The 21,988-nt window shown below is 70.2% G+C and carries 23 protein-coding genes; 7 read left to right on the top strand and 16 right to left on the bottom strand.

Annotated elements, in window-relative coordinates; genetic code table 11:
- Positions 1–44: 44 nt before the first annotated feature.
- Together fbaA and AB0B57_RS07905 are read right to left on the bottom strand one after the other, a co-directional pair.
- On the bottom strand, positions 45–1,070 hold the full coding sequence (fbaA, locus tag AB0B57_RS07910) for a class II fructose-bisphosphate aldolase (protein WP_357066513.1): 1,026 nt from the start codon (positions 1,068–1,070) through the stop codon (positions 45–47).
- Between the two features lie 136 nt (positions 1,071–1,206).
- Positions 1,207–1,590: a phage holin family protein gene (locus AB0B57_RS07905; RefSeq protein ID WP_357066511.1), complete on the bottom strand. Its 384-nt coding sequence runs from the start codon at positions 1,588–1,590 to the stop codon at positions 1,207–1,209.
- Between the two features lie 124 nt (positions 1,591–1,714).
- Here AB0B57_RS07905 and AB0B57_RS07900 point away from each other — a divergent pair, with 124 nt between their 5' ends.
- The 3 genes from AB0B57_RS07900 (at position 1,715) to AB0B57_RS07890 (ending at position 4,581) form a co-directional block, all read left to right on the top strand.
- A complete protein-coding gene (locus AB0B57_RS07900; protein WP_357066509.1) occupies positions 1,715–1,927 on the top strand; it encodes a hypothetical protein in 213 nt (70 codons plus the stop codon).
- Between the two features lie 145 nt (positions 1,928–2,072).
- Positions 2,073–3,629 (top strand): LPXTG cell wall anchor domain-containing protein, encoded by a 1,557-nt coding sequence (locus AB0B57_RS07895; protein WP_357066507.1) that lies wholly within the window; start codon positions 2,073–2,075, stop codon positions 3,627–3,629.
- A 130-nt stretch (positions 3,630–3,759) separates the two neighbouring features.
- Entirely contained in the window at positions 3,760–4,581 is an 822-nt protein-coding gene (locus tag AB0B57_RS07890) for a DedA family protein (RefSeq protein ID WP_357066505.1), read from the top strand.
- A gap of 242 nt (positions 4,582–4,823) precedes the next feature.
- Here AB0B57_RS07890 and AB0B57_RS07885 read toward each other — a convergent pair whose 3' ends face one another.
- The 9 genes from AB0B57_RS07885 to AB0B57_RS07845 form a co-directional block, all read right to left on the bottom strand.
- The gene (locus AB0B57_RS07885; protein ID WP_030332125.1) at positions 4,824–5,201 is read right to left on the bottom strand and encodes a metalloregulator ArsR/SmtB family transcription factor; all 378 of its coding nucleotides are present in this window, start codon (positions 5,199–5,201) and stop codon (positions 4,824–4,826) included.
- Positions 5,202–5,258: 57 nt separating this feature from the next.
- Positions 5,259–5,798 carry an orotate phosphoribosyltransferase gene (locus AB0B57_RS07880; protein WP_355029652.1) on the bottom strand — a complete coding sequence of 180 codons (540 nt, stop codon included), beginning with the start codon at positions 5,796–5,798 and terminating at the stop codon, positions 5,259–5,261.
- Between the two features lie 169 nt (positions 5,799–5,967).
- On the bottom strand, positions 5,968–6,777 hold the full coding sequence (locus AB0B57_RS07875; protein WP_357066502.1) for an SDR family oxidoreductase: 810 nt from the start codon (positions 6,775–6,777) through the stop codon (positions 5,968–5,970).
- 10 nt (positions 6,778–6,787) lie between these two features.
- Entirely contained in the window at positions 6,788–7,441 is a 654-nt protein-coding gene (locus AB0B57_RS07870; protein WP_357066500.1) for a hypothetical protein, read from the bottom strand.
- Positions 7,442–7,513: 72 nt separating this feature from the next.
- Complete coding sequence (locus AB0B57_RS07865; protein WP_357066498.1) at positions 7,514–8,299, bottom strand: hypothetical protein; 786 nt, start codon at positions 8,297–8,299, stop codon at positions 7,514–7,516.
- A 90-nt stretch (positions 8,300–8,389) separates the two neighbouring features.
- The gene (locus AB0B57_RS07860) at positions 8,390–8,995 is read right to left on the bottom strand and encodes a DUF4178 domain-containing protein (protein WP_357066496.1); all 606 of its coding nucleotides are present in this window, start codon (positions 8,993–8,995) and stop codon (positions 8,390–8,392) included.
- A 172-nt stretch (positions 8,996–9,167) separates the two neighbouring features.
- On the bottom strand, positions 9,168–9,548 hold the full coding sequence (locus AB0B57_RS07855) for a hypothetical protein (protein ID WP_357066494.1): 381 nt from the start codon (positions 9,546–9,548) through the stop codon (positions 9,168–9,170).
- 211 nt (positions 9,549–9,759) lie between these two features.
- Positions 9,760–12,351, bottom strand: coding sequence for an ATP-dependent chaperone ClpB (clpB, locus tag AB0B57_RS07850; RefSeq protein WP_357066492.1), 2,592 nt, complete (start codon positions 12,349–12,351; stop codon positions 9,760–9,762).
- 86 nt (positions 12,352–12,437) lie between these two features.
- Positions 12,438–13,079 carry a helix-turn-helix domain-containing protein gene (locus AB0B57_RS07845; RefSeq protein ID WP_357066490.1) on the bottom strand — a complete coding sequence of 214 codons (642 nt, stop codon included), beginning with the start codon at positions 13,077–13,079 and terminating at the stop codon, positions 12,438–12,440.
- Between the two features lie 85 nt (positions 13,080–13,164).
- Between AB0B57_RS07845 and AB0B57_RS07840 the strand changes: the two genes are divergently transcribed.
- The 4 genes from AB0B57_RS07840 to AB0B57_RS07825 all read left to right on the top strand — a co-directional run bounded on the left by AB0B57_RS07840 (position 13,165) and on the right by AB0B57_RS07825 (position 16,839).
- On the top strand, positions 13,165–14,301 hold the full coding sequence (locus AB0B57_RS07840) for an epoxide hydrolase (RefSeq protein ID WP_357066488.1): 1,137 nt from the start codon (positions 13,165–13,167) through the stop codon (positions 14,299–14,301).
- Between the two features lie 244 nt (positions 14,302–14,545).
- Positions 14,546–15,046: a TrkA C-terminal domain-containing protein gene (locus AB0B57_RS07835; protein ID WP_357066486.1), complete on the top strand. Its 501-nt coding sequence runs from the start codon at positions 14,546–14,548 to the stop codon at positions 15,044–15,046.
- Positions 15,047–15,051: 5 nt separating this feature from the next.
- Positions 15,052–16,266, top strand: a complete 1,215-nt coding sequence (locus AB0B57_RS07830; RefSeq protein ID WP_357066484.1) for a cation:proton antiporter — start codon at positions 15,052–15,054, stop codon at positions 16,264–16,266.
- 141 nt (positions 16,267–16,407) lie between these two features.
- The gene (locus tag AB0B57_RS07825; protein ID WP_357066482.1) at positions 16,408–16,839 is read left to right on the top strand and encodes a hypothetical protein; all 432 of its coding nucleotides are present in this window, start codon (positions 16,408–16,410) and stop codon (positions 16,837–16,839) included.
- A 228-nt stretch (positions 16,840–17,067) separates the two neighbouring features.
- Here the strand turns inward: AB0B57_RS07825 and AB0B57_RS07820 are convergent, their stop codons facing one another.
- From AB0B57_RS07820 to dnaK, 5 genes are all read right to left on the bottom strand, one after another.
- The gene (locus AB0B57_RS07820; RefSeq protein WP_357066480.1) at positions 17,068–17,262 is read right to left on the bottom strand and encodes a hypothetical protein; all 195 of its coding nucleotides are present in this window, start codon (positions 17,260–17,262) and stop codon (positions 17,068–17,070) included.
- Positions 17,263–17,398: 136 nt separating this feature from the next.
- The gene (locus AB0B57_RS07815; protein ID WP_030332087.1) at positions 17,399–17,839 is read right to left on the bottom strand and encodes a helix-turn-helix transcriptional regulator; all 441 of its coding nucleotides are present in this window, start codon (positions 17,837–17,839) and stop codon (positions 17,399–17,401) included.
- 30 nt (positions 17,840–17,869) lie between these two features.
- The gene (gene dnaJ, locus AB0B57_RS07810; protein ID WP_357066478.1) at positions 17,870–19,048 is read right to left on the bottom strand and encodes a molecular chaperone DnaJ; all 1,179 of its coding nucleotides are present in this window, start codon (positions 19,046–19,048) and stop codon (positions 17,870–17,872) included.
- 85 nt (positions 19,049–19,133) lie between these two features.
- Positions 19,134–19,892: a nucleotide exchange factor GrpE gene (grpE, locus tag AB0B57_RS07805; RefSeq protein ID WP_357066475.1), complete on the bottom strand. Its 759-nt coding sequence runs from the start codon at positions 19,890–19,892 to the stop codon at positions 19,134–19,136.
- 48 nt (positions 19,893–19,940) lie between these two features.
- A complete protein-coding gene (gene dnaK, locus AB0B57_RS07800; RefSeq protein ID WP_357066473.1) occupies positions 19,941–21,809 on the bottom strand; it encodes a molecular chaperone DnaK in 1,869 nt (622 codons plus the stop codon).
- Between the last annotated feature and the right edge of the window lie 179 nt (positions 21,810–21,988).

Raw genomic sequence — 21,988 nt, 5'->3', positions numbered from 1 at the left:
GGCCGGCTCCCCGGGAGGGAGAGCCGGCCGTCGTCGGTGCGTCGTTACTTGGTCATCGTGGTACCGGTGGAGCGCAGGTGCTCGCACGCCTCGACGACCCGGGCGGCCAGGCCGGCCTCGGCGGCCTTGCCCCAGGCGCGCGGGTCGTACTGCTTCTTGTTGCCGACCTCGCCGTCGATCTTCAGCACGCCGTCGTAGTTGCGCAGCATGTGGTCCGCGACGGGCCGGGTGAAGGCGTACTGGGTGTCGGTGTCGATGTTCATCTTCACCACGCCGTAGTCCAGGGCCTCGCGGATCTCGCTCAGCAGGGAGCCGGAGCCGCCGTGGAAGACCAGGCTGAGCGGCTTGTCCTTGCCGTACTTGGCGCCGACGGCCTCCTGGATCTGGTTGAGGATCTCCGGACGGAGCTTGACGTTGCCCGGCTTGTAGACGCCGTGCACGTTGCCGAAGGTCAGCGCCGCCATGTAGCGGCCCTTCTCGCCGAGGCCGAGCGCCTCGACCATGGCCAGGCCGTCATCGGTGGTGGTGTAGAGCTTGTCGTTGATGGCGTTCTCGACGCCGTCCTCCTCGCCACCGACGACGCCGACCTCGATCTCGAGGACGATCTTGGCCTTGGCGGCCTCGTCGAGGAGCTGGGCGGCGATCTGGAGGTTCTCCGCGACCGGCACGGCCGAGCCGTCCCACATGTGCGACTGGTACAGCGGCTGCTCGCCGCGCTGCACCCGCTCCTGCGAGATGGCCATCAGCGGCCGGACGAACTTGTCCAGCTTGTCCTTCGGGCAGTGGTCGGTGTGCAGGGCGACGTTGACCGAGTACTTCTTGGCGACCTCGTGCGCGTACGCGGCGAACGCCACGGCGCCGGTGACCATGTCCTTGATCGAGGGGCCGGACAGGTACTCGGCGCCACCGGTGGAGACCTGGATGATGCCGTCGCTCTCCGCGTCGGCGAAGCCCTTGAGCGCCGCGTTCAGCGTCTGCGAGGAGGTCACGTTGATCGCGGGGTACGCGTACCGGCCAGCCTTGGCGCGGTCCAGCATCTCCGCATAGGCCTCGGGGGAAGCGATGGGCATGTGATGCGCTCCTTACTTACCACTCTCGGCCGTGCTGGCCGCTGTTGTTCACGTGTGCGCCGGACCGCGCTGTCCTCCGCCCGGCAGTATCCCGTAGGTGGGGTGTGCCGGAACAACCGACCCGGGTCCTAGCCGTTCACCGGCGGTCCAGGTTGTCCGGCACGATGACGCTGATCAGCCAGGTGACCACGGTCATCACGATGGCTCCCCAGAACGCCGCCCAGAAACCGTCCACCTGGAACGGCAGGTCGAGCCCTCGGGCGATCCGGTCGGTGAGCAGGAACAGCAACGCGTTGACCACCAGCGCGAACAGGCCCAGGGTCAGCAGGTAGAACACGCAGCCGACCACCCGGATGATCGGTTTGAGCACCGCGTTGATCACGCCGAAGATCAGCGCCACCACGATCAGGGTGAGCACCGTGTTGCCGCCGGAGCGGCCGTGCACGTCGACCCCGGGCACGATGAGCGTGGTTATCCACAACGCGATCGCGGTGATCGCCAATCGGATGAGGAAGCCCACGGCACCATCTTGGCACCGGGTCACGTTCGCGAGGGCTGATTCCGCCACTCCGCTTCCGGGCACGGTGCCGGTCCAGCCCGTACGGTGGGTGGGAACCGTGCCCCGAGACCCCCCGGGAGAGACAATGGGTCAGCCCGACGAGGACTTCACCCCCGGCGACCACCTCGCCCCCGACGAACGCGACCTCGAGGCGGAGCCGGCGGACGTCGTCGAGCAGGCGACAGTGGCCGGTCCCGTCGACGTCGACGGTGCGCCGCAGCGCGGGCTGGAGGTCGACGACTGGGACGCGATGGAGCAGGCACGCGTGGTGACCGGCGACGAGGACGACTACCGCTGACCCCGTCGGAGGGCCGGCCGTCCGTTGCGACAGAGCTGGTCAGCCGTTCGGTTCGTTAGACAGTCATCAATCTGACAGGGCTGTCGGAGGAGCCGGGGTCTGCCTAGGTTGGACGGGCGCCACCTGCATTCCACGGGAGGACCCCATGCTCAAGCATTCGCTCCGCTGGCTGGCAGGGCTCGGCGTCGCAGGCGCGTTGGTCGCGGCCTCCGCAACCCCGGCCGTCGCCGCTGCCGAGATCGAGCCCTACTTCCAGGACACCACCCTGGCCGTCGGCTCGACGAAAACCACCCGCCTGCTCCTGTACGCCAGCGAGCCGACGACCCTCGACAACCTCTCCGTGCGGTACGACTACCGCTCCCTCGCCAGCAAGATCACCATCACCCCCGCCGACGGGCAGGAGTGTGCCGCACCGGAGCCCGGCGTGCTCGTCTGCGAAGAGCGCTTCGGCGTCCCCCTCAGCGAGCTGCCGCCTCTTGGCAGCGGGATCTACCGCGGCGTGACCGGGCGGGTGAACCTGGCCGCCACCCAGGACGCGCAGGTCGGTGACTCTGGCGACATCGTGGTCAGCTTCCAGGCGGCTGGCGGGCAACGGGGCAGCTACACCTCGCGGGTCCGCGTCGGCGAGGGTGTGGACCTGGCCGGCGGGCCGTTCACCACCCATTCCTCCAGGCCGGGCGGAAAGGTCAGCGTGCCGCTGGCCGTCACCAACGCCGGCGAGAAGACCATCACGGGCTTCGTCGCCGTCTTCGACCTCTCTTACTCGATTCGGACCAGGGACCGGTTCAGCAACTGTCTCTACTCCGGCGACCACCTGCTCTCCTGCGAGTTCGACGAGGAGATCCCGGTGGGCGGGGGAGTGTCCACGACGCTGAACCTCGAACTCGCGAAGGACACCTACGCCCCCACCAACCAGGGCGGCTCCGCCGAGTTCATGACCAAGGCCGACTTCGAGGACCTGACCCGCGTACGGGAAGCCGTCGGCGGCCGAGCTGCCACGGGCGGCAACGGTCCGAAGCTGACCCTCACCGAGGCGCCCAACCGGGCTCGGCAGGCCGACCAGACCGACGTCGGTCCGGGCTACGACTACACGGGTTGGACAATCAAGGTCGCCGGCAGGAACGGCACCGACCTCGCGGCGATCGGCGACACGCTCAGGGGCAGGGCCGGTGCCGTCGTCACGGCGACCGTCGGATTCCGGAACAACGGCCCGGCGACGCTCGACAAGGTGAACGCGGACGGGGAGGCCGCCACCCACACGGTCGTCGAGCTGCCGCCCGGCATCACTGCCGTCGGGGTTCCCGCCAACTGCCAGCTCCGGCCGGGCACTCGGACGTACCAGTGCGCCTCCGAGATGCTCCTGGTGGCCGGAAAGACCTACACCATGGATTTCCGGCTGCGCATCGACAAGGTCATCCCCAACGCCCGGGGCACGGTCCTGGTCAACGCGCCCTGCGAATGCCCCGGCGGCGGCACCTTCGAAGACGACATCAAACCGGCCAACGACAGGGCCACGATCGTGGTCAACGCGGCTCAGAGCGGTGGCGGTGGTCAAGGCGGTGGCGACGGTGGCGGTGGCGGCTCACTGCCCATCACTGGCCCCCGCACCGGCCTGGTCGCCAGCATCGGCGGTCTGCTGCTCGTCGCCGGCGTGGGCGTCTGTCTGCTCGCCCAGCGGCGCACCTCCCGCTTCGTCGCCTGACCCCACCCCGCACCACCGGTGCCCCGCCGACCACCCGGTCGGCGGGCACCGTCGTTGGGGCGTCGCACGACGCGGGCGGGTGGTGCGGGCCGGTCCGGCGCGGCACCAGACCTGGACTTCGGTACCCTTTGTGGCCGTGGACACAGCTGAGACGACTCGCGCTCTCGTGGAGAGCGTCGCCCTGAACCCGCTCGATCCCAAGGATCTGCTGCAAACCTTCGGGCTGATCGGCGTGTGGGTGATCCTCTTCGCCGAGACCGGCCTGCTGGTGGGCTTCTTCTTCCCGGGCGACTCGCTGCTGTTCCTCGCCGGCGTCGCCGCGTCACCGGTGGCGGACGCGATCTTCGGCGACGGCACCCGCCTCAACCTGGCTGGCCTGCTGATCGGCGGGCCGATCTGCGCGATCGTCGGCGCCCAGCTGGGGCACTGGCTCGGCGCCCGGTATGGCCGGCCGATGTTCGAACGGCCCAACTCCCGGCTCTTCAAGAAGGAGTACGTGGAGAAGGCCGAGTACTACTTCGACAAGTTCGGCCCGGCGAAGGCCGTGGTGCTGGCGCGTTTCATTCCGATCGTCCGCACGTTCCTCAACCCGGTCGCGGGTGCGCTCGGCATGCCGGCCCGGACGTTCCTGCTCTGGAACATCGTCGGCGCGGTGCTCTGGGTGGACGGCATCCTGCTGATCGGCTACCTGCTCGCGGAGCAGATCTACGACGCCATCGGCGAGAAGATCGACCGCTACATCCTGCCGGTGGTCGCCCTGATCATCCTGATCTCGGTGTTGCCGATCTTCTTCGAGTTCCTTCGCGACCGGCGCGCCCGCAAGCGCGGCGAGGCGGTCGCGGTGGTCGCGGCGGCCAGCGCCGCCGGTGCGGTGGAGGCGGCTCGCGAGGCGTTCGACCACGACCGGCACCAGCACGACCGGCAGCGCCCGGAGCACGGCCAGGACCGCTGAACCCCCGTACGACGACGACGGCCGGCCCCCTGGTGAGGGGGTCGGCCGTCGGCATGTCGGACCCGGCCTCCGGCGGTGCGGCCGGGGACGAGCAGGTGTTATCCACCGGTGGCGCCACCCCTGGCTCGCCACCGGACGCCGTCCCGGCATGGGACGGCGTGCAGTGCCTACCGCCGTCCCGGCATGGGACGGCGTGCAGTGCCTACCGCCGTCCCGGCGCGGGACGGCGTGCAGTGCCTACGTCAGCGGGCCTTCTTGGTGGCCCGCTTACGCGGCGGGGTCAGCAGGTCGGCGATCGTCGCGATCGCACTCGGGACCAGGCTGTAGTACGCCCAGACACCGCGCTTCTCCCGCTGCAGCAAGCCCGCCTCGGTGAGGATACGCAGGTGATGACTGACCGTCGGCTGAGAGAGGCCGAGCGGCGCCGTCAGGTCACAGACGCACGCCTCGCCCTCTGGGGCCGACTGGATCAGGCTGAGCAGCCGCAGCCGAGCAGGATCCGCAAGGGCCTTGAGGACCCCGGCGAGACGCTCGGCATCGGCACGTTCGATCGGCTCGCCGTTAAGCGGCGAGATCTGAGGCATAGTCATTTCGGCCAACGCAGTTCCCACGTATTCCATCCTTCCACCAGCAGCATCGATCCGCCTGCATATCAGCAGATCCGAATCGGCAAACTTTTACGCCACAAGGCCGAGGTCAGCCAACGTATAGGCCGCCCGGTAAGGCAATCCGGCGGCTCGCACCGCGTCGCCGGCGCCTCGATCAACAATAACCGCCACGCCCACGACTTCCGCCCCGGCCTCGCGAAGCGCTTCGACAGCTGTCAACACACTTCCGCCCGTCGTGGACGTGTCTTCCACCGCCAACACCCGGCGGCCGGCCACCTCCGGTCCCTCGATCCGTCGCTGCAGACCGTGTGCCTTGCCCGCCTTGCGCACCACAAAGGCGTCCAGGGCCCGGCCGGTCGGAGCGGCGGCGTGCAGCATCGAGAGCGCGACGGGGTCCGCGCCCAGGGTGAGGCCACCGACCGCGGCGTAATCCCAGTCGGCGGTGAGGTCGAGCAACACCCGGCCGACCAGAGGAGCGGCCTGGTGATGGAGCGTGACGCGCCGCAGATCCACGTACCAGTCTGCCTCCCGCCCCGAGGAGAGCACGACCCGCCCGTGGACCACGGCCAGGTCGGTAATGAATTTACGCAGGTCGTCGTGGTCCCCCATGGCGATAGAGGTTACTGCGCAAGTCTGGACGGCGTGTGTGGGGTCCACCCTGATCAGCCCGGCGAGGGACCGATGGTTGGCGATGTTCGACTACGCTCAGCGACTGGCCTGACAGCGGCGCGCCAACGCCTCGGCAACGACCACCGGGGGCCGGTGGGCCGGTCGAGGCTCAGTGCTCGTCGCGGCCGATCCGGCCGCGAGTGTCCCGGGCGACCAACTGGACCAGCCGACGGGGCGCATGCCGCATGCCGGCGACGGCCACCTTGTACTTCCAGGCCGGGACACTGACCATCTTGCCTTTGCCCAGGTCACGCAGGGCTTCGTCGACCACGTCCTCGGCCCGCAGCCACATCCATTCGGGCGTCTTGGACATGTTGATGCCGGCCCGCTGGTGGAACTCGGTGCGGGTGTAGCCGGGGCAGAGGGCCATCACCCGGACACCGAACGGCCGCGCCGACAGGCCAACCGACTCACTGAAGTTGGTGACCCAGGCCTTGCTGGCCGAGTACGTCGAACCCGGCATCGTCGTGCCGAACCCGGCGACCGAAGAGACATTTATCACTGCCCCATTTCGGCGTTCGGTCATCTGTCGCAACGCCGCCAGGGTCAACCGCATGACCGCGTGCACGTTGAGCCGCAACAGGCGCGCCTCGTCCTCCGCGGTGGAGCGCAGGAACGGTTTGTTGAGGCTGATCCCGGCATTGTTGACCAGCAGGTGCACCGGGCTGCCGTCGGTGAGCCGTCGCTCCACGATGGCGCACCCGTCGTCGGTGGACAGATCCGCCGCGATCGTCTCCGCCGCGCGACCGTGGGTGGCACTCACCGCACCGGCCATCTCCGCCAACCGGGCCCCGTCGCGGGCGACAAGCACCAGGCGCCAACCGTCGGCGGCCAGCCTCCGGGCGAACGCCGCCCCGATGCCGGCGGTGGCCCCGGTGATCAGTGCTCGACGCTCGGCAGTCGTGGGGTCGAGCGACACGGGGCGGTCCTCATCTGGGCGGGTACGGGGGCGCGGGCGGCGCCGGCGGGGCGGACGTGAACGCGGGCGGTGCGGAAGGTGGAGTGGGCGCGGTCGAGCGGCGGTGACCGAACCAGGCGTTCGCCGCCGGCAGGGCCAGCAGCACGGCTACTACAAGGTAACCGAGCACCTGCCCGACGGAAAGCCCGGCGTTGAGCGGGATCCACCAGGACGGGTACGCGTCGCCGACCAGGCCCAGCAACTCGGCAAGAGCCTGGTCGTCGGCACCCAGTTGCAGTGGCGCGGCCCGTTCACCGATGAGCACCGCCACGCTGCAACAACCGCCGAGCACGCCGAGCCCACTGATCACCCAGGTGGCCACGCGGGCGCCGTTGCGGGCCGCCACCAGCCCGAGGGCCAGACCGGCGAGCACCGGCACGGACAGCGCCGCCAGCACCGCCGACAGCACGCCGGACGCGCGAAGCAGGGTCACCACGTCGTCGATCTGCTCCGGGCTCGCCGTGGTGTCGCGGGCGGCGGAGCGGAACGCGTCGACAGTGCCGCCCAGCACCAGCAGGTCGACCACGGCGTACGCGAGCGAGGCCACCGCCATCACCCACAGCACGGACGCGGCGATCAGGACGACGGCGGGCCGGCGGGCCGGTGCCGATTCGGGGTACGACACGACGAATCCCTCCGGTAGGCGTCGGGTTGCAACCTACTCGGAGGGATCGTCGGCGTCGCGCCTATCCGGCGGTCAACTCGTCGATGGCGGGGTTGACCCGGGCCGGTCCGTGGGCGGCGTGTCGCCCGGCCGGTCCGTCGGCGGCGGGTAGCTCGGCTCCCCACTCGACGGATAGCCCGGCTCACCGGACGACTGCGGATAGCCCGGCTCACCGGACGACTGCGGGTAGCCGGGCTGACCCGGGACCTGCGGGTTACCCGGGTAGCTGGCACCCGGTGCCGGCGGCTCCCAGGCCGTGGTGGCCTTGCGGAAGAACGGGTTGGCCTTGGGCAGCGCCAGCAGGACCAGCGCCGTGACCAGCGTGATCAGGCTGAGCACATAGATCAGCAGGCTGACCGGGGTCACCCAGGAGGGCAGGGCCTCCTCCAGGCGGCGCTGGATCTCGTCGGGGCTGGGCCCGTCGCCGGTGCCGCCACCGGTGTTGAAACCGCCGCCCACGTTGCTGAGCAGGCCACCGCCCACGCAGCAGACCATGATGCCGCCGACGATCCAGGTGGTGATCCGGGCACCGTTGCGGCCCTGGTTGTTGAACATGGCAAGCACAGCCAGCGCGACCGCGAGCAGCAACATCAGGATGCCGCCGCCGAGGCCGATGGCGACGAAGACGTCTGCCACCTGGTCGCCGTCGGTGCTGCTGCCCTCGTACGCGGCGCGGAGCGCGTCCCGCGTCTTGCCGAAGGTGGTGAGCGAGATGATCAGCGTGATCACCTGGAGCGCCACGAACAGGTAGAGCAGGTAACTGGAAATCGACACAACAGATGGCCGCTGACGGGCCGGCGTGCTCTGGGAATCGACCATGATTCTCCTTCCCTCAGATCGCCCACACCGTATCGGCAACCGGCCGTTTCGGCATGCCGTGGCGAGCCGGCGCGCCCACCCGGCCCGGGCTCAGCGCTCCCCGGATCTGGGAAGGATCGTCAGGTCAGCGGGGTCGAGCAGGTCACCGCGGGCCACCCGCCAACCCTCCTCGCCGTACGCCTCGAAGGAGAGCCGCGCGGTGCCGCCGGACTGGTAGTCGTGGTAGCGCATCGTGCCCGCCGCCGGCAGTCCGGTCTCCTCGGTGGCGGTGTAGCGCGCCTGCCCCGTCTCGGCCCAGGTGTAGCGGCGCCGACCGAGGTCGATGGTCGGGGCTCCCGGGGTCACGCTCGCGCCCGGCTCGGCCGTCCAGAGCACCAACTCCAGTTCGGGGCCGTCCTCCACGGAGAGCCGGTAGCGGGTGCCGGACCCGTCGTCGAGCAGGTGCTGCACCCAACTCCAGTCCCCCTCGACCAGGCGAATGGTGCCGCTCACCGCGTACTCCCGCTCGCGGATCCGCACGCGGTGGCCCAGGCCCAGACGGAGCGGATCGCCACGCGGTGGCTCCGCCGGCCGGGCGTCCGACGATCGCCCGCCGGACCGGGCCGTCGCCGGCCGCCGGGTCCGCACGACGAGCACGATGACGACCACCGCGAGTACGGCAAGCGCCACCACCAGGTACGTCACTGACCTGCCCACCCGACCATCTCCCCAGGTACCTCGGCGCAGACGGTAACAATCCTCGGCTCCGGTGGGACCCGTACCGTGACCGACAGCTCAGCTACCGATGGCAGCCGTGGCGTCGCCTGTTGTGCACGATCGCACTGTGGACGGCCGGGTGGGCGCTGGTTCGTCCATGTCCGCAGATGGATCAAAGTGTGGCGAGCCGCTGGCTGGCGTAGTTACCAAGCGTCTCGCGGCCCAGCACGCAGCCGACGAAGGTGGTGAACTCGCTCGGGTCGTCCCGCAGTGCCGTCCAGGCCGCCCGAGCCGCCGTCGGGTCGACCCGTTCCAGCAGCGTGGCCGCGTACGCCCGCCCGGCGGGTGTGCCGTCGGCCAGCACCCGGTCGAGCTGCCGACGGACCTCGTCGGGGTGGTCGTCGAGGGCAGCCTCGACACTGTGGAACGCCTCCGTCACCGGCAGCAAAGCCCCGGCGATGCCCACCCCACCAAAGGCAAGCGTGTCAGCCGCGATCAACTCGTCGACAGCCGCACCAAGTTCCCGCTCCCATTTCTTCCCAATCCCAAACATGCCCCACTCCTTTCCCCACCAACCCCCCTCCCACCCCCCTCACCCCCTCTTCCCCCACCCCACCCACCCCCACCAACCCCCTCCCACCCCGGTGATCATGGAGTTATTGCCCCGACACGGCGAGCAGCCGGGCAATAACTCCATGATCAACGCGGGCAGGCGCGGGGGAGGCGCGGGGAGGCCTCCGGGGGTGGGGGTGGGGTGGGGGTTGTTAGGCGGGGGTTACGGAGAGGGTGTTGGTTTGGGGGTTTTGGTCTACCTTTACTGTTTGGCCGTCTCGGATCTGGCCGGACAGTAGGGCCTTTGCCAACTGGTCTCCGATTGCGGTCTGGACCAGACGACGGAGTGGGCGGGCGCCGTAGATCGGGTCGTAGCCGTGCTCGGCCAGCCAGGTCCGGGCGGACTCGGTGATGTCCAGGCCGAGCCTGCGGTCGGCCAGACGCCGCCTCATCCGGTCCAACTGGATGTCGACGATGGCCCGCAGATCGTCCCCGCGCAGCGAGGCGAAGACCACGATGTCGTCCAGCCGGTTGAGGAACTCCGGCTTGAAGTGCGACCGGACCACGGCGAGCACACCCTCGCGGCGCTGCTCGTCGGCGAGCGTCAGGTCACCGATCACCGACGACCCGAGGTTGGACGTGAGGATCAGGATCGCGTTGCGGAAGTCGACCGTACGGCCCTGACCGTCGGTGAGCCGGCCGTCGTCGAGCACCTGGAGCAGCACGTCGAAGACGTCCGGGTGGGCCTTCTCCACCTCGTCGAGCAGGATCACCGAGTACGGCCGACGACGCACCGCCTCGGTGAGCTGGCCACCCTCGTTGTAGCCCACGTAGCCGGGCGGGGCGCCCACCAGGCGGGCGACCGAGTGCTTCTCGCCGTACTCGCTCATGTCGATGCGGACCATCGCCCGCTCGTCGTCGAAGAGGAACTCGGCGAGGGCCTTGGCCAGCTCCGTCTTGCCGACGCCGGTGGGGCCGAGGAAGAGGAAGCTGCCGGTCGGGCGGTCCGGGTCGGCGATGCCGGCACGGGCGCGGCGGACCGCGTCGGAGACCGCGCCGACCGCCTCGGGCTGGCCGACCACCCGGCCGCCCAGCGACTCCTCCATCCGCAGCAGCTTGGCCGTCTCGCCCTCCAGCAGCCGGCCGGCGGGAATGCCGGTCCAGGAGGCGACCACCGCGGCGATGTCGTCCGCGCCGACCTCCTCCTTGAGCATCGCGCCGTCGGCCTGGAGCTGGGCCAGCTCCTCCTCGGCCTGCGTCAGCTCGACCTTGAGGGCGGGGATCCGGCCGTAGCGCAGCTCGGCGGCGCGCTCCAACTCACCGTCGCGCTCGGCCCGCTCAGCCTCGCCGCCGAGACGCTCCAACTCCTCCTTGGCGGTGGAGAGCTTGGTGATGTGGCTCTTCTCCGTCTGCCAGCGCTCGGAGAGCACGGTGAGCTGCTCGCGCTTGTCGGCCAGCTCCTTGCGCAGCCGCTCCAACCGCTCGGCGGAGGCGGCGTCCGGCTCCTTCGCCAGCGCCATCTCCTCGATCTCCAGCCGGCGCACCGCCCGCTCGATCTCGTCCACCTCGACCGGACGGGAGTCGATCTCCATCCGGAGCCGGGACGCGGACTCGTCGACCAGGTCGATCGCCTTGTCCGGCAGGAACCGGTCGGTGATGTAGCGATCCGACAGGGTCGCGGCGGCGACGAGCGCGGCGTCGGTGATCCGTACGCCGTGGTGCACCTCGTAGCGCTCCTTGAGGCCGCGCAGGATGCCGATGGTGTCCTCGATCGTCGGCTCGCCGACAAGCACCGGCTGGAAGCGACGCTCCAACGCCGGGTCCTTCTCGATGTGCTCGCGGTACTCGTCGAGCGTGGTCGCGCCCACCATCCGCAGCTCGCCACGGGCCAGCATCGGCTTGAGCATGTTGCCGGCGTCCATCGAGCCTTCGCCCTTGCCAGCGCCGACGACCGTGTGCAGCTCGTCGAGGAACGTGATGACCTGCCCGTTGGAGTTCTTGATCTCCTCCAGGACGGACTTCAGCCGCTCCTCGAACTGGCCCCGGTACTGTGCGCCGGCGACCATCGCGCCGAGGTCCAGCGAGATCAGCTTCTTGTCGCGCAGGGACTCGGGCACGTCACCGGTGACGATCCGCTGGGCGAGCCCCTCGACGATCGCGGTCTTGCCGACGCCGGGCTCGCCGATCAGCACCGGGTTGTTCTTCGTACGCCGGGAGAGCACCTGGATGACCCGACGGATCTCGGAGTCCCGGCCGATGACCGGGTCGATCTTTCCGTCCCGGGCGCTGGCGGTGAGGTCGACGCCGTACTTGGTCAGGGCCTGGTAGGTCTGCTCCGGGTCGGCGGTGGTGACCCGGCGGTCCCCGCCGCGGACGGTCGGGAAGGCCGCGACCAGGGCTTCCTCGGTGGCACCTGCCGTCTTCAGCGCGCCGGACACCGCCCCGCCGACCCGGGCGAGGCCGGCGAGCAGGTGCTCGGTGGAGGTGTACTCGTCGCCCAACGGCCGGGCGATCTGCTCGGCGGCGCCGATGGCGTTGACGAACTCGCGAGCCAACGTCGGCTCGGCGATGCTCGAACCGCGGGCGGCCGGCAGGGCGTCGACCGCGCGCTGGGCGGCCCGGCGCAGCTCGGCGGGGTCGGCCCCGACGGCGCGCAACAGACCGGTGGCGGTCGAGCCATCGGTGTCCAGGAGTGACAGCAGCAGGTGCCAGGGCTCCACGGTGGCGTGGCCACGCTGGTTGGCCAGCGCGACAGCCCCCGTGATGGTTTCGCGGCTCTTGGTAGTGAGTTTTTCGGTGTTCATGGGCTCCCCCGGATCGGCGTTGTCCACTGAGAAGGACACAACCAGAGTTGAGCGTATTCCACTCAACCTTAGCGCTGTGATGCCCATCACTCCCGAAGGCGCCACCGCCAGTCGAACTCCCCGGCCGCCGGAGGCGGGCCGGGCAGCGGGTCCGCGCCCGGCACCGCCGAGAGGCCCGCCAGCAGCACCGCGAGCTGGCGGCGGCGCAACTGCCCGGTCCGCTCCGCGTCCGGCACGCGCACCGCCGCACACGACTCCAACAGCAACCCCAGATCGTGTACGACCGCGTCGGGGCGCAACCGCCCGCTGGCGCGGGCCCGTTCGAACAGGGCGGTGGCCAGCTCGCCGGCGCGCATGGCGTCCCGCCCCATCTCCTCGGTCGGTGTGAAGGTGCCGGCCAGGTGGACGGTCAGCGAGTGCACGTCGGCGTCGACCACCCGGGCCAGGAAACCCGTGAAAGCGGCCCAGTCGTCCGGCTCGGCGAGGGCCGACTCGGCCTCGGCCACGTACCGGCGCAACCCGTCGTGGCAGAGCTGACGCAACAGGTCCTCCTTGCCCGCGTACCGCCGATAGAGGGCGCTGATGCCGACGCCGGCGCGTTCGGCGACGGCGGCGATCGGCGCCTTCGGGTCGTCGAGGAAGACCGCGCGGGCGGCTTCGAGGATGACCTCGTCGTTGCGGGCGGCCTGGGCGCGGCGGCCGCCCAGCGTCTTGCCGGAAGTTGCCATGCGGTCAGCCTAACAGTGGAACGGATCGTTCCGGTCTGCTACTGTGATTGCAGAACGAAACATTCCGTTCCGAAGGAGTTCCGAGATGACCGGCACCGCGCTCCGCCCGTTCCGCGTCGAGATCCCGCAGACCGCCCTCGACGACCTGGCCGCCCGCCTGGCCCGCACGAACTGGCCCGCCGAGGTGCCCGGTGCCGGCGACACCTACGGGATTGGCACCGATCGGGTGCGAGCACTCGCCGACCGGTGGCGCGACGGGTTCAACTGGCGGGCCGTCGAGGCCCAGCTGAACGGCCACCCCCAGTTCGTCACCGAGATCGACGGCGAGCAGATCCACTTCCTGCACATCCGGTCCTCCCGCCCAGACGCCACCGCCCTGGTGCTCACCCACGGCTGGCCCGGCTCCGTCCTGGAATACCTGGACGTGATCGCCCCGCTCACCGAGCCCAGCGACCCCGCCGCGCCGGCCTTCCACCTGGTCATCCCGTCGCTGCCCGGCTTCGGGTTCTCCGGCCCCACCCGCGGCGCCGGCTGGAACCGCTTCCGCACCGCCCGCGCCTGGGCCGAGCTGATGAACCGCCTGGGGTACGCCAGCTACGGCGCCGTCGGCAACGACGCCGGCTCGATGGTCGCGCCGGAACTGGGCCGGGTCGATCCGGAGCACGTCGTCGGAGTGCACGTCACCCAGCTCTTCTCGTTCCCCTCCGGCGACCCGGCCGAGTTCGCCGACCTGTCCGAGGCGGACCAGGCGGCGCTCGCGCACCTCCAGTGGTTCTACGAGAACAAGTTCTCCTTCAACCAGGTGCACAGCCAGCAGCCGCAGACCCTGGCGTACGCGCTGGCCGACTCCCCGGTCGGGCTGCTCGCCTGGAACGCCCAACTGTTCGACGAGAGCCTGGACGCGGACTTCATCCTGGCCAACGTGGCCCTCTACTGGTTCACCGGCACGGCCGCCTCGGCGATCCGGCTCTACTGGGAAGATGCCCACGCCGACCAGCAGCCGACCGCGCCGACCACCGCGCCGACCGCACTGGCCATGTTCCCCGGCGACTTCCAGTCCATCCGCCGCTTCGCCGAGCGGGACCACGCGAACATCGTCCGGTGGACGGCCTACCAGACGGACGTCGAGGGCCGCGGTGACGTCGGCGGTCACTACGCCGCCCACCAGGCCACCGACGTGCTGGTCACCGACATCCGCGAGTTCTTCGCCAGCCTCCGCTGACCATCGCGTCGCCCTGGTGCCCGCCCCGCTCCACCGGGGGCGGGCACCAACGCGTCCGGCCCCGGCCCTCGCCCTCGCCCCGGCCCCGGCGCTCGGTGTGTTCGTCGCAGAGAAGCAGTAGATCTTGGAAAGAAACTGCCCCTGGAGGGGCGCATTTCTTCCAAGATCTCTCGCGGCGAGCTCCAGGGCGGAGCACTGCCCTTCCAAGATCTGCGGTTTGTTCACCAGGCGGTAGCCTTGGTGTGTGCGAGTACGTGTCGAGCAGACCGCCCTACCCGGGATCGGGGTACGTCACGATCTGGTGACGGAGTCCGGACGCCGCCTGGGCGTTGTCTCCCACCGCAATGGCCGCCGTGATCTCGTCCTGTACGACCCGGACGATCCCGACTCCTGCCAGGCGGACATCCCGCTGACCGACGACGAGGCTGAGGCTCTGGCCGACATCCTCGGCGCGTCGCTGATGCTCGGCCAGCTCTCCGGGCTGCGCGAGCAGGCCGCCGGTCTGCTCACCGAGCAGATCGCCATCACGGCCGGCTCGCCGTACGTCAACCGGAAGCTCGCCGACACCAAGGCGCGTACCCGCACCAGCGCCTCCATCGTGGCGGTGCTGCGCGAAGGCGAAGTGATCGTCTCGCCACTCCCCTCCTTCCGCTTCGCAGCCGGCGATGTGGTGGTCGTTGTCGGGACCCGCAGGGGTCTCGACGGCGTATCCGCCATCCTCGCCGACAGTGACCCGGACGGCTGAGGCGGATGCACGATTTCAAGACGCTGCTCATCGAAGTCGGTGCGCTGCTGCTGCTGCTCGGGCTCCTCGGCCGGCTCAGCCGGCGGGTAGGCCTCTCACCGATCCCTCTCTACCTGCTGGCCGGGCTCGCGTTCGGGCACGGCGGATTGCTTCCGCTCGCCGCCAGCGAGGAATTCTTCGCCGTCGGCGCCGAGATCGGCGTCATCCTGCTGCTGGTGATGCTCGGCCTGGAATACTCGGCCAACGAGCTGGTCGGCAACCTGCGCTCGGCGGCGCCGGCCGGCCTGATCGACGGCGTGCTCAACGCGCTACCCGGCGCGGGGTTCGCCCTGCTGCTCGGCTGGGACTGGGTCGCCGCCCTGGTGCTCGGCGGCATCACCTGGGTCTCCTCCTCCGGAGTGATCGCCAAGGTTCTCGCCGACCTGGGACGACTCGGTAACCGGGAAACTCCGGTAATCCTCTCGGTGCTGGTCATCGAGGACCTGGCGATGGCGCTCTACCTGCCGTTGGTCACGGCCGTGCTGCTCGGCAGCGGCCTGCTCGGCGGTGGCATCGCGCTCGCCATCGCGGTGGGTACGGTGCTGGTCGTGCTTGTGGTCGCCATCCGGTACGGCCACCTGATCTCCTCCGCGCTGTCGGCGAAGGACCCGGAGGCGCTGCTGCTCGGCGTGCTCGGTCTGACGGTGCTGGTCGCGGGTATCGCGGCGAAACTCCAGGTGTCGGCGGCGGTCGGCGCGTTCCTGGTCGGCATCGCGCTCTCCGGTCCGGTGGCGCACCACGCGACCGAGTTGCTCTCCCCCCTGCGGGACCTGTTCGCCGCCGTGTTCTTCGTCTTCTTCGGCCTGGTCACCGACCCACGGGACATCCCGCCGGTGCTGCTGCCGGCGCTCGCGTTGGCCGTGGTCACGATGGCGACGAAGACGCTCACCGGTTACCTCGCGGCCCGCCGGGTCGGCATCGCCGAACCCGGTCGGTGGCGGGCCGGCCTGGCACTCGTACCCCGGGGTGAGTTCTCCATCGTCATCGCCGGGCTCGCGGTGGCCGCCGGGAGCGTCGAGCCGCGGTTGGCGGCGCTGGCCGCGACGTACGTCCTGATCACCGTGGTGACCGGGCCGATCCTCGCGCGGCTGCCAGACTTCCCGTGGTTCAAGCGGTGGCTGCGTAACCGCGCGGCGGCCCAGCGGCGGGAGCGGACCCCGGTCGTCGACTCGGTGCAGTAAACCCGCCCATGCCAACGGTTGCGGAATTGCTCCTCACGGGTACTACCGGCAGCACCCGACGGCGGGTTACCGTTTCGCCCCAGCAGCCAAGGTCCGTAGGCAGCGTTGCCAAACGCGGGCGAGAGCGTGGAAGGTTGGCCGGTGAGCGTGCAGGAGTCGACGTTCCGCGGCTTCGCCAACCCCGTCGATCCGAGTCCGGCGGAGTTGCGAGCTTGGGCGTACAAGCCTGATTCGGTGCCGTTGGCTTCGATGCCACCGGACTGGGACCTGTTGGTCTCCGGCGACCGACTGGTGCTGACACTCTTCGAGTTGGCGATGGACCCGACCTGCCCGGCTCGGCGTTTCGCCCTGCACTGCCTCTACATCTACGCGGCCGACGGCATCCGGACGAACTTTCGCGCCCACCCCAAGCGCCGCTTCCGCAAGCTCGTCGAGCAGGCCGAGCGGGACGGCGACGAGCTGATGAGGATCTGGGCGCACAACGGGCGGGTGCTGTTGGCCCGACCGGATCTCTTCGTCTACCGGGACTGGTGCGAGGGCGGCCTGGTCCGCGAGAACCGCCGCCTCGGCTGAACCGAGGCCCGCACTCACTAACCGCGCACGGGCCGCGACCCCCACCGCACTCAGTAACCGCGAACGGGCCGGGACCCCCGCCTTGGCGTCACCCGCGTCCCGGCCCGCACTCAGTACTACGAACGGGCCGGGACCCCCGCCTTGGCGTCACCCGCGTCCCGGCCCGCACTCAGTACTACGAACGGGCCGGGACCCCCCGTGGGTCCCGGCCCGCACGTCGGTCGCCGGTCAGTCCTGCTTGTGTTCGGTTTCGGGTCGACCCTTGTCGACGCCGTGGTCGCCCCGCCCGGCGAACCGGCCCCCGACGACCCGGTCCCGATAGGTCCCCTCGGTCACCTTGTCGAACTTCTTGCGGACGGTTTCGGCCAGGCTTTCCAGCCGGTCCTCCGTCTGCTCGGCCACCTTCTTCGCCGGTTCCGCCATCGCTCCCCCTCGCCATGTCGGCAGGCCCGAAATAGCCGATTGGACCCGTATTCCCAGGCTAACCGAAACGGCCCGGACCGCGCCGGGGAATCCGGTGTGGTCCGGGCCGATGAGTCGGATCCGGGTGCGCGTCAGGTCAACGATCGGGAGTACGGCGGGGTCGCCACACCACAAGCGCGGTGGACGTGCGATTGGTCGGCACCAGGTCCCGTCCCGGGAAGCGGGCGAGTGATTCCAGCTCGGCCACTCGCCGGTACGCGGCATCCAACTCCGCCTCCAGTCGGGCCACCCGCTGCTGCGCCTGCTCCAACAGTCGCTCCAGCCCGATGATCCGCTTGACGCCGGCGAGGTTGATCCCGTCGTCCTGACTGAGCCGCTGCACCTCGCGCAGCAGCACCACGTCGCGGACGCTGTACCGGCGCCCGCCGCCAGCGGCCCGGCCGGGCTGCACCAGCCCCAGTCGGTCGTACTGGCGCAGGGTCTGTGGATGCATCCCCGCCATCCGCGCCGCAACCGAGATCATCAGCACCTTGGCCTCGTAGGCAGGGTCACCCGAACCGAGGAACTCGCCCGACATGCCGCTCACCTCCGCGTCCCTTCCACCGGACTAGCTGACCCGACGCAACCGCGCGTCGAGATGTTCCCGGGCCGCCGGCGGGCTCTGCTCGGCGAACGCCTCCAGCGCCGCGCGCGCCTCGTCGGACAACCCGGCCGGCACCACCACGTCCAACGTGACAAGCAGGTCACCGGCCTGTCCGTCGCGGCGGACCACACCCTTGCCGCGGGCACGCAGGACCCGCCCGCTCGGCGTCCCCGGCGGAACCCGCAGGGTCACCGCGCCGTCGAGCGTGGGCACCCGCAGGTCCGTGCCGAGCACGGCTTCCGCGAAGGTGACCGGCACGCTGAGTGTCAGGTCGTCGCCGGTACGCCCAAACAGCTCGTCCGGTCGAACCTTGACGTGCACGAACAGGTCGCCGGCCGGGCCGCCGCGCTCGCCCGGCTCACCGCGCCCGGTCAGCCGGATGCGCTGGCCGTCGGCAACGCCGGCCGGGAAGCGCACGTTCATGGTGCGGGTCTTGGTGACACCGCCGCTGCCGTGGCACTCGGGGCACTTCTCCTCGACCACGGTGCCGACGCCCTGGCAGTTGCGGCACGGCTCGGAGAAGCTGAACGAGCCCTGGTTGCGGGTGGTCACGCCGGCACCGTGGCAGACCGGGCAGGTACGCGGCTGGGTGCCCGGCTTGGCCCCGTTGCCGTGGCAGGTGTCGCAGACCCCGGGCGCGCGCAGCGTCAGGGGCAGCGTCACCCCGCGCACCGCGTCGCCGAAGTCCAGTGCCACCTCGGTCTCCACGTCCCGGCCGCGGGCCGGACCGCGCGGCGCCGCCTGCCCACCGCCCTGACCACCGGTGAAGATCGAACTGAACAGGTCCTGGAAGCCGGCGCCTCCGAAGCGGCGGTCGCCGCCTCCGCCGCCGAACATGTCGGAGACGTCGAACGGCATGCCGCCCGGCTGACCCTCGCCCCGGGCGTTACGCCGGAACGCGCCCGAGCCGAACAGCGAGCGCATCTCGTCGTACTCGCGGCGGCGGCCGGAGTCCGACAGCACGTTGTACGCCTCGGACGCGGCCTTGAACCGCTCCTCCGCCTTGGCGTCGCCCGGGTTGTGGTCCGGGTGCGACTCGCGGGCCACCTTGCGGTACGCCTTCTTGATGTCGTCCGCGGAGGCGGCCTTGTCCACGCCGAGCACGGCGTAGAAGTCCTTCTCGATCCAGTCCTTGGAACTCACCGGTCCACCCCCTTCCGACATTCGCGGCCCGGCCGTCCCGCCCACCGTTGCGCGGTGGGCGGGACGGCCCGGTCACTGTCTCGCACTATTCCGGGTCCGCGACCGCGACCAGCGCGGGACGCAGCAGCCGCTCACCGAGCTGGTAGCCGCGCCGCATCACCTGGACGCAGGTCGGCTCGCTGACCTCGGCCGAGGTCTGGTGCGCGACCGCCTCGTGGCGGGTCGGGTCGAAGGCGTCGCCCTGCTCGCCGAAGGCGTTCAGGCCGAACTTGCCCAGTGCGGTGGTGAGCTGTTCCGCCACCGTGCCGAACGGTCCGACCAGGTCGCCGTGTTCCCGAGCCCGGTCCAGGTCGTCGAGGATCGGCAGCAGCGCGGCCAGCACCGAGCCGGTCGCCTGCTCCTGCACCAGGTTGCGGTCGCGGTCGACCCGCTTGCGGTAGTTGGCGTACTCCGCCGACACCCGCTGTAGGTCCCTGGTGCGCTCGTCCAACTCGGCCCGGAGTGCCTCCAGCTCGGCGCCGAGCGACGTGCCCGTGCCGGCGCCGTCGACCGGCTGCGCCGGGGCGTCCACCACCGCTGGACCGGTTGGCTCCGGTCCGTCGGTGGAGTTGACCTCGACCTCGATCTCGTCGACCACGACCTCGGCGTCCTCGACCAGGCCCTCGGCCGGCACACCGGTCTCCGCGTCGGCGGCCGTGCCCTCCGGCTCCGCCGTGTCGACGAGCTTGCGCTTGTTGCGGATGACGACCCGCTCCCCGTCGCCGGTGGTCGGCTCCGTGGGCGCGGAGCCACCCGGCGTCGACCCGGTGTCGCCCGGGTCGGCGGCTCGTGGCTTCTGCGTCATGCGGCTACCTCATCCCCTTCGCCGTGGATACGTGTCGGAGCCCGACGGTCACTTCTTGCCGTCCTCGTCCACGATCTCCGCGTCGACCACGTCGTCGGCTCCACCGGCCTGCGCGCCGGTCGCACCGGTCGCGCCGGCCGCACCCGGGCCGGGCTCGCCACCGGGCTGCTGACCCTGCTCGGCCTGCTGCGAGTAGAGCAGCGAACCGGCCTCCTGGGAGACCTTCGCCAGCTTCTCGTGGGCGGACTTGATCTTCTCGATGTCCTGACCGCCGAGGGCACCCCGCAGCTCACCGAGCGCCTCGTTGAGCTGCTCCCGGTTTTCACCGGGCAGCTTGTCGCCGCTCTCGGCGAGGAACTTCTCGGTCTGCCACTGCAGCGCCTCGGCCACGTTGCGGGCCTCGGCGTCGTCGCGACGGCGCTTGTCCTCCTCCGCGTGCTCCTCGGCGTCCCGGCGCATCCGCTCGATGTCGTCCTTCGGCAGCGAGGAGCCGCCGGTGATCGTCATCTTCTGTTCCTTGCCGGTGCCCAGGTCCTTGGCGTGCACGTTGACGATGCCGTTGGCGTCGATGTCGAAGGCGACCTCGATCTGCGGCACACCGCGCGGCGCCGGCGGGAGGCCGGTCAGCTCGAAGGTGCCGAGCTTCTTGTTGTAGGCCGCGATCTCCCGCTCACCCTGGAACACCTGGATCAGCACCGACGGCTGGTTGTCGTCCGCCGTGGTGAAGACCTCGGAGCGCTTGGTCGGGATGGTGGTGTTGCGCTCGATCAGCTTGGTGAAGATGCCGCCCTTGGTCTCGATGCCCAGGCTCAGCGGGGTCACGTCGAGCAGCAGGACGTCCTTGACCTCACCCTTGAGCACACCGGCCTGCAGGGCGGCGCCGACGGCGACGACCTCGTCCGGGTTGACGCCCTTGTTGGGGTCGCGACCGGTGAGCTGCTTGACCAGGTCGGTCACGGCGGGCATCCGGGTCGAACCGCCGACCAGGATGACGTGCTCGACGTCGGAGATCTTGATCCCGGCGTCCTTCACGGCCTGCTCGAACGGGCCCTTGCAGCGGTCCAGCAGGTCCTGCGTCATCCGCTGGAACTCGGCGCGGCTCAGCGTCACGTCGAGGTGCAGCGGGCCGGCCGCGCCGGCGGTGATGTACGGCAGGTTGATGTTGGTGGTGGTGGCGGCGGACAGCTCGATCTTGGCCTTCTCGGCGGCCTCGCGGAGGCGCTGGAGGGCCATCTTGTCCTGACCGAGGTCGATGCCGTGCTCACCACGGAACGTCTTGACCAGGTGGTCGATGATCCGCTGGTCCCAGTCGTCGCCACCGAGGTGGTTGTCACCACTCGTCGACTTGACCTCGATGACGCCCTCGGCCAGCTCCAGCAGCGACACGTCGAAGGTGCCGCCGCCGAGGTCGAAGACCAGGACGGTCTGCTCCTTGGAGCCCTTGTCCAGCCCGTACGCCAGGGCGGCCGCGGTCGGCTCGTTGACGATCCGCAGCACGTTGAAGCCGGCGATCTCACCGGCCTCCTTGGTGGCCTGGCGCTGGCTGTCGTTGAAGTAGGCCGGGACAGTGATCACCGCGTCGGTGATCTGCTCGCCCAGGTACGCCTCCGCGTCCCGCTTGAGCTTCATCAGCGTCCGGGCCGAGATCTCCTGCGGGGTGTACTTCTTGCCGTCGATGTCGACGGACCAGTTCGTGCCGACCTCGCGCTTGACCGACCGGATCGTCCGGTCGGGGTTGGTCACTGCCTGGCGCTTGGCCACCTCGCCGACGAGCACCTCGCCGTTGCGGGCGAACGCGACGATCGACGGAGTCGTCCGCGACCCCTCAGCGTTGGCGATGACGGTGGGCTCACCGCCCTCGAGAACGCTGACGCAGGAGTTCGTCGTGCCGAGGTCGATACCGACCGCACGTGCCATCTTCGCTTCCTCGCTTCGTAAGGTTGTGCAGGTGACGGGCATCGCCCGCGGCTGCCTGGCGAGCACCGCCCGCAGCGGGCCCCACCACAAGTTGAGTGAACTTGACTCAATAGTGCCACGCGTTGGCGAATCGTCAAGTCGGGTTGAGTCAACCCGACGCAACTCAGCCATTACTACCG

Source organism: Micromonospora sp. NPDC049101 (assembly GCF_040648675.1).
GTDB lineage: Bacteria > Actinomycetota > Actinomycetes > Mycobacteriales > Micromonosporaceae > Micromonospora.
The sequence above is the reverse complement of the archived record's forward strand: the minus strand, read 5'-3'. Positions and strand labels throughout refer to the sequence as shown.

Excerpts from the sequence above, each read along its gene's own strand:
- fbaA (WP_357066513.1), bottom strand. The coding sequence starts at position 1,070 with ATGCCCATCGCTTCCCCCGAGGCCTATGCGGAGATGCTGGACCGCGCC.
- AB0B57_RS07900 (WP_357066509.1), top strand. The coding sequence starts at position 1,715 with ATGGGTCAGCCCGACGAGGACTTCACCCCCGGCGACCACCTCGCCCCC.
- AB0B57_RS07895 (WP_357066507.1), top strand. The coding sequence starts at position 2,073 with ATGCTCAAGCATTCGCTCCGCTGGCTGGCAGGGCTCGGCGTCGCAGGC.
- AB0B57_RS07885 (WP_030332125.1), bottom strand. The coding sequence starts at position 5,201 with ATGGAATACGTGGGAACTGCGTTGGCCGAAATGACTATGCCTCAGATC.
- AB0B57_RS07880 (WP_355029652.1), bottom strand. The coding sequence starts at position 5,798 with ATGGGGGACCACGACGACCTGCGTAAATTCATTACCGACCTGGCCGTG.
- AB0B57_RS07865 (WP_357066498.1), bottom strand. The coding sequence starts at position 8,299 with ATGGTCGATTCCCAGAGCACGCCGGCCCGTCAGCGGCCATCTGTTGTG.
- AB0B57_RS07855 (WP_357066494.1), bottom strand. The coding sequence starts at position 9,548 with ATGTTTGGGATTGGGAAGAAATGGGAGCGGGAACTTGGTGCGGCTGTC.
- clpB (WP_357066492.1), bottom strand. The coding sequence starts at position 12,351 with ATGAACACCGAAAAACTCACTACCAAGAGCCGCGAAACCATCACGGGG.
- AB0B57_RS07845 (WP_357066490.1), bottom strand. The coding sequence starts at position 13,079 with ATGGCAACTTCCGGCAAGACGCTGGGCGGCCGCCGCGCCCAGGCCGCC.
- AB0B57_RS07840 (WP_357066488.1), top strand. The coding sequence starts at position 13,165 with ATGACCGGCACCGCGCTCCGCCCGTTCCGCGTCGAGATCCCGCAGACC.
- AB0B57_RS07830 (WP_357066484.1), top strand. The coding sequence starts at position 15,052 with ATGCACGATTTCAAGACGCTGCTCATCGAAGTCGGTGCGCTGCTGCTG.
- AB0B57_RS07820 (WP_357066480.1), bottom strand. The coding sequence starts at position 17,262 with ATGGCGGAACCGGCGAAGAAGGTGGCCGAGCAGACGGAGGACCGGCTG.
- AB0B57_RS07815 (WP_030332087.1), bottom strand. The coding sequence starts at position 17,839 with ATGTCGGGCGAGTTCCTCGGTTCGGGTGACCCTGCCTACGAGGCCAAG.
- grpE (WP_357066475.1), bottom strand. The coding sequence starts at position 19,892 with ATGACGCAGAAGCCACGAGCCGCCGACCCGGGCGACACCGGGTCGACG.
- dnaK (WP_357066473.1), bottom strand. The coding sequence starts at position 21,809 with ATGGCACGTGCGGTCGGTATCGACCTCGGCACGACGAACTCCTGCGTC.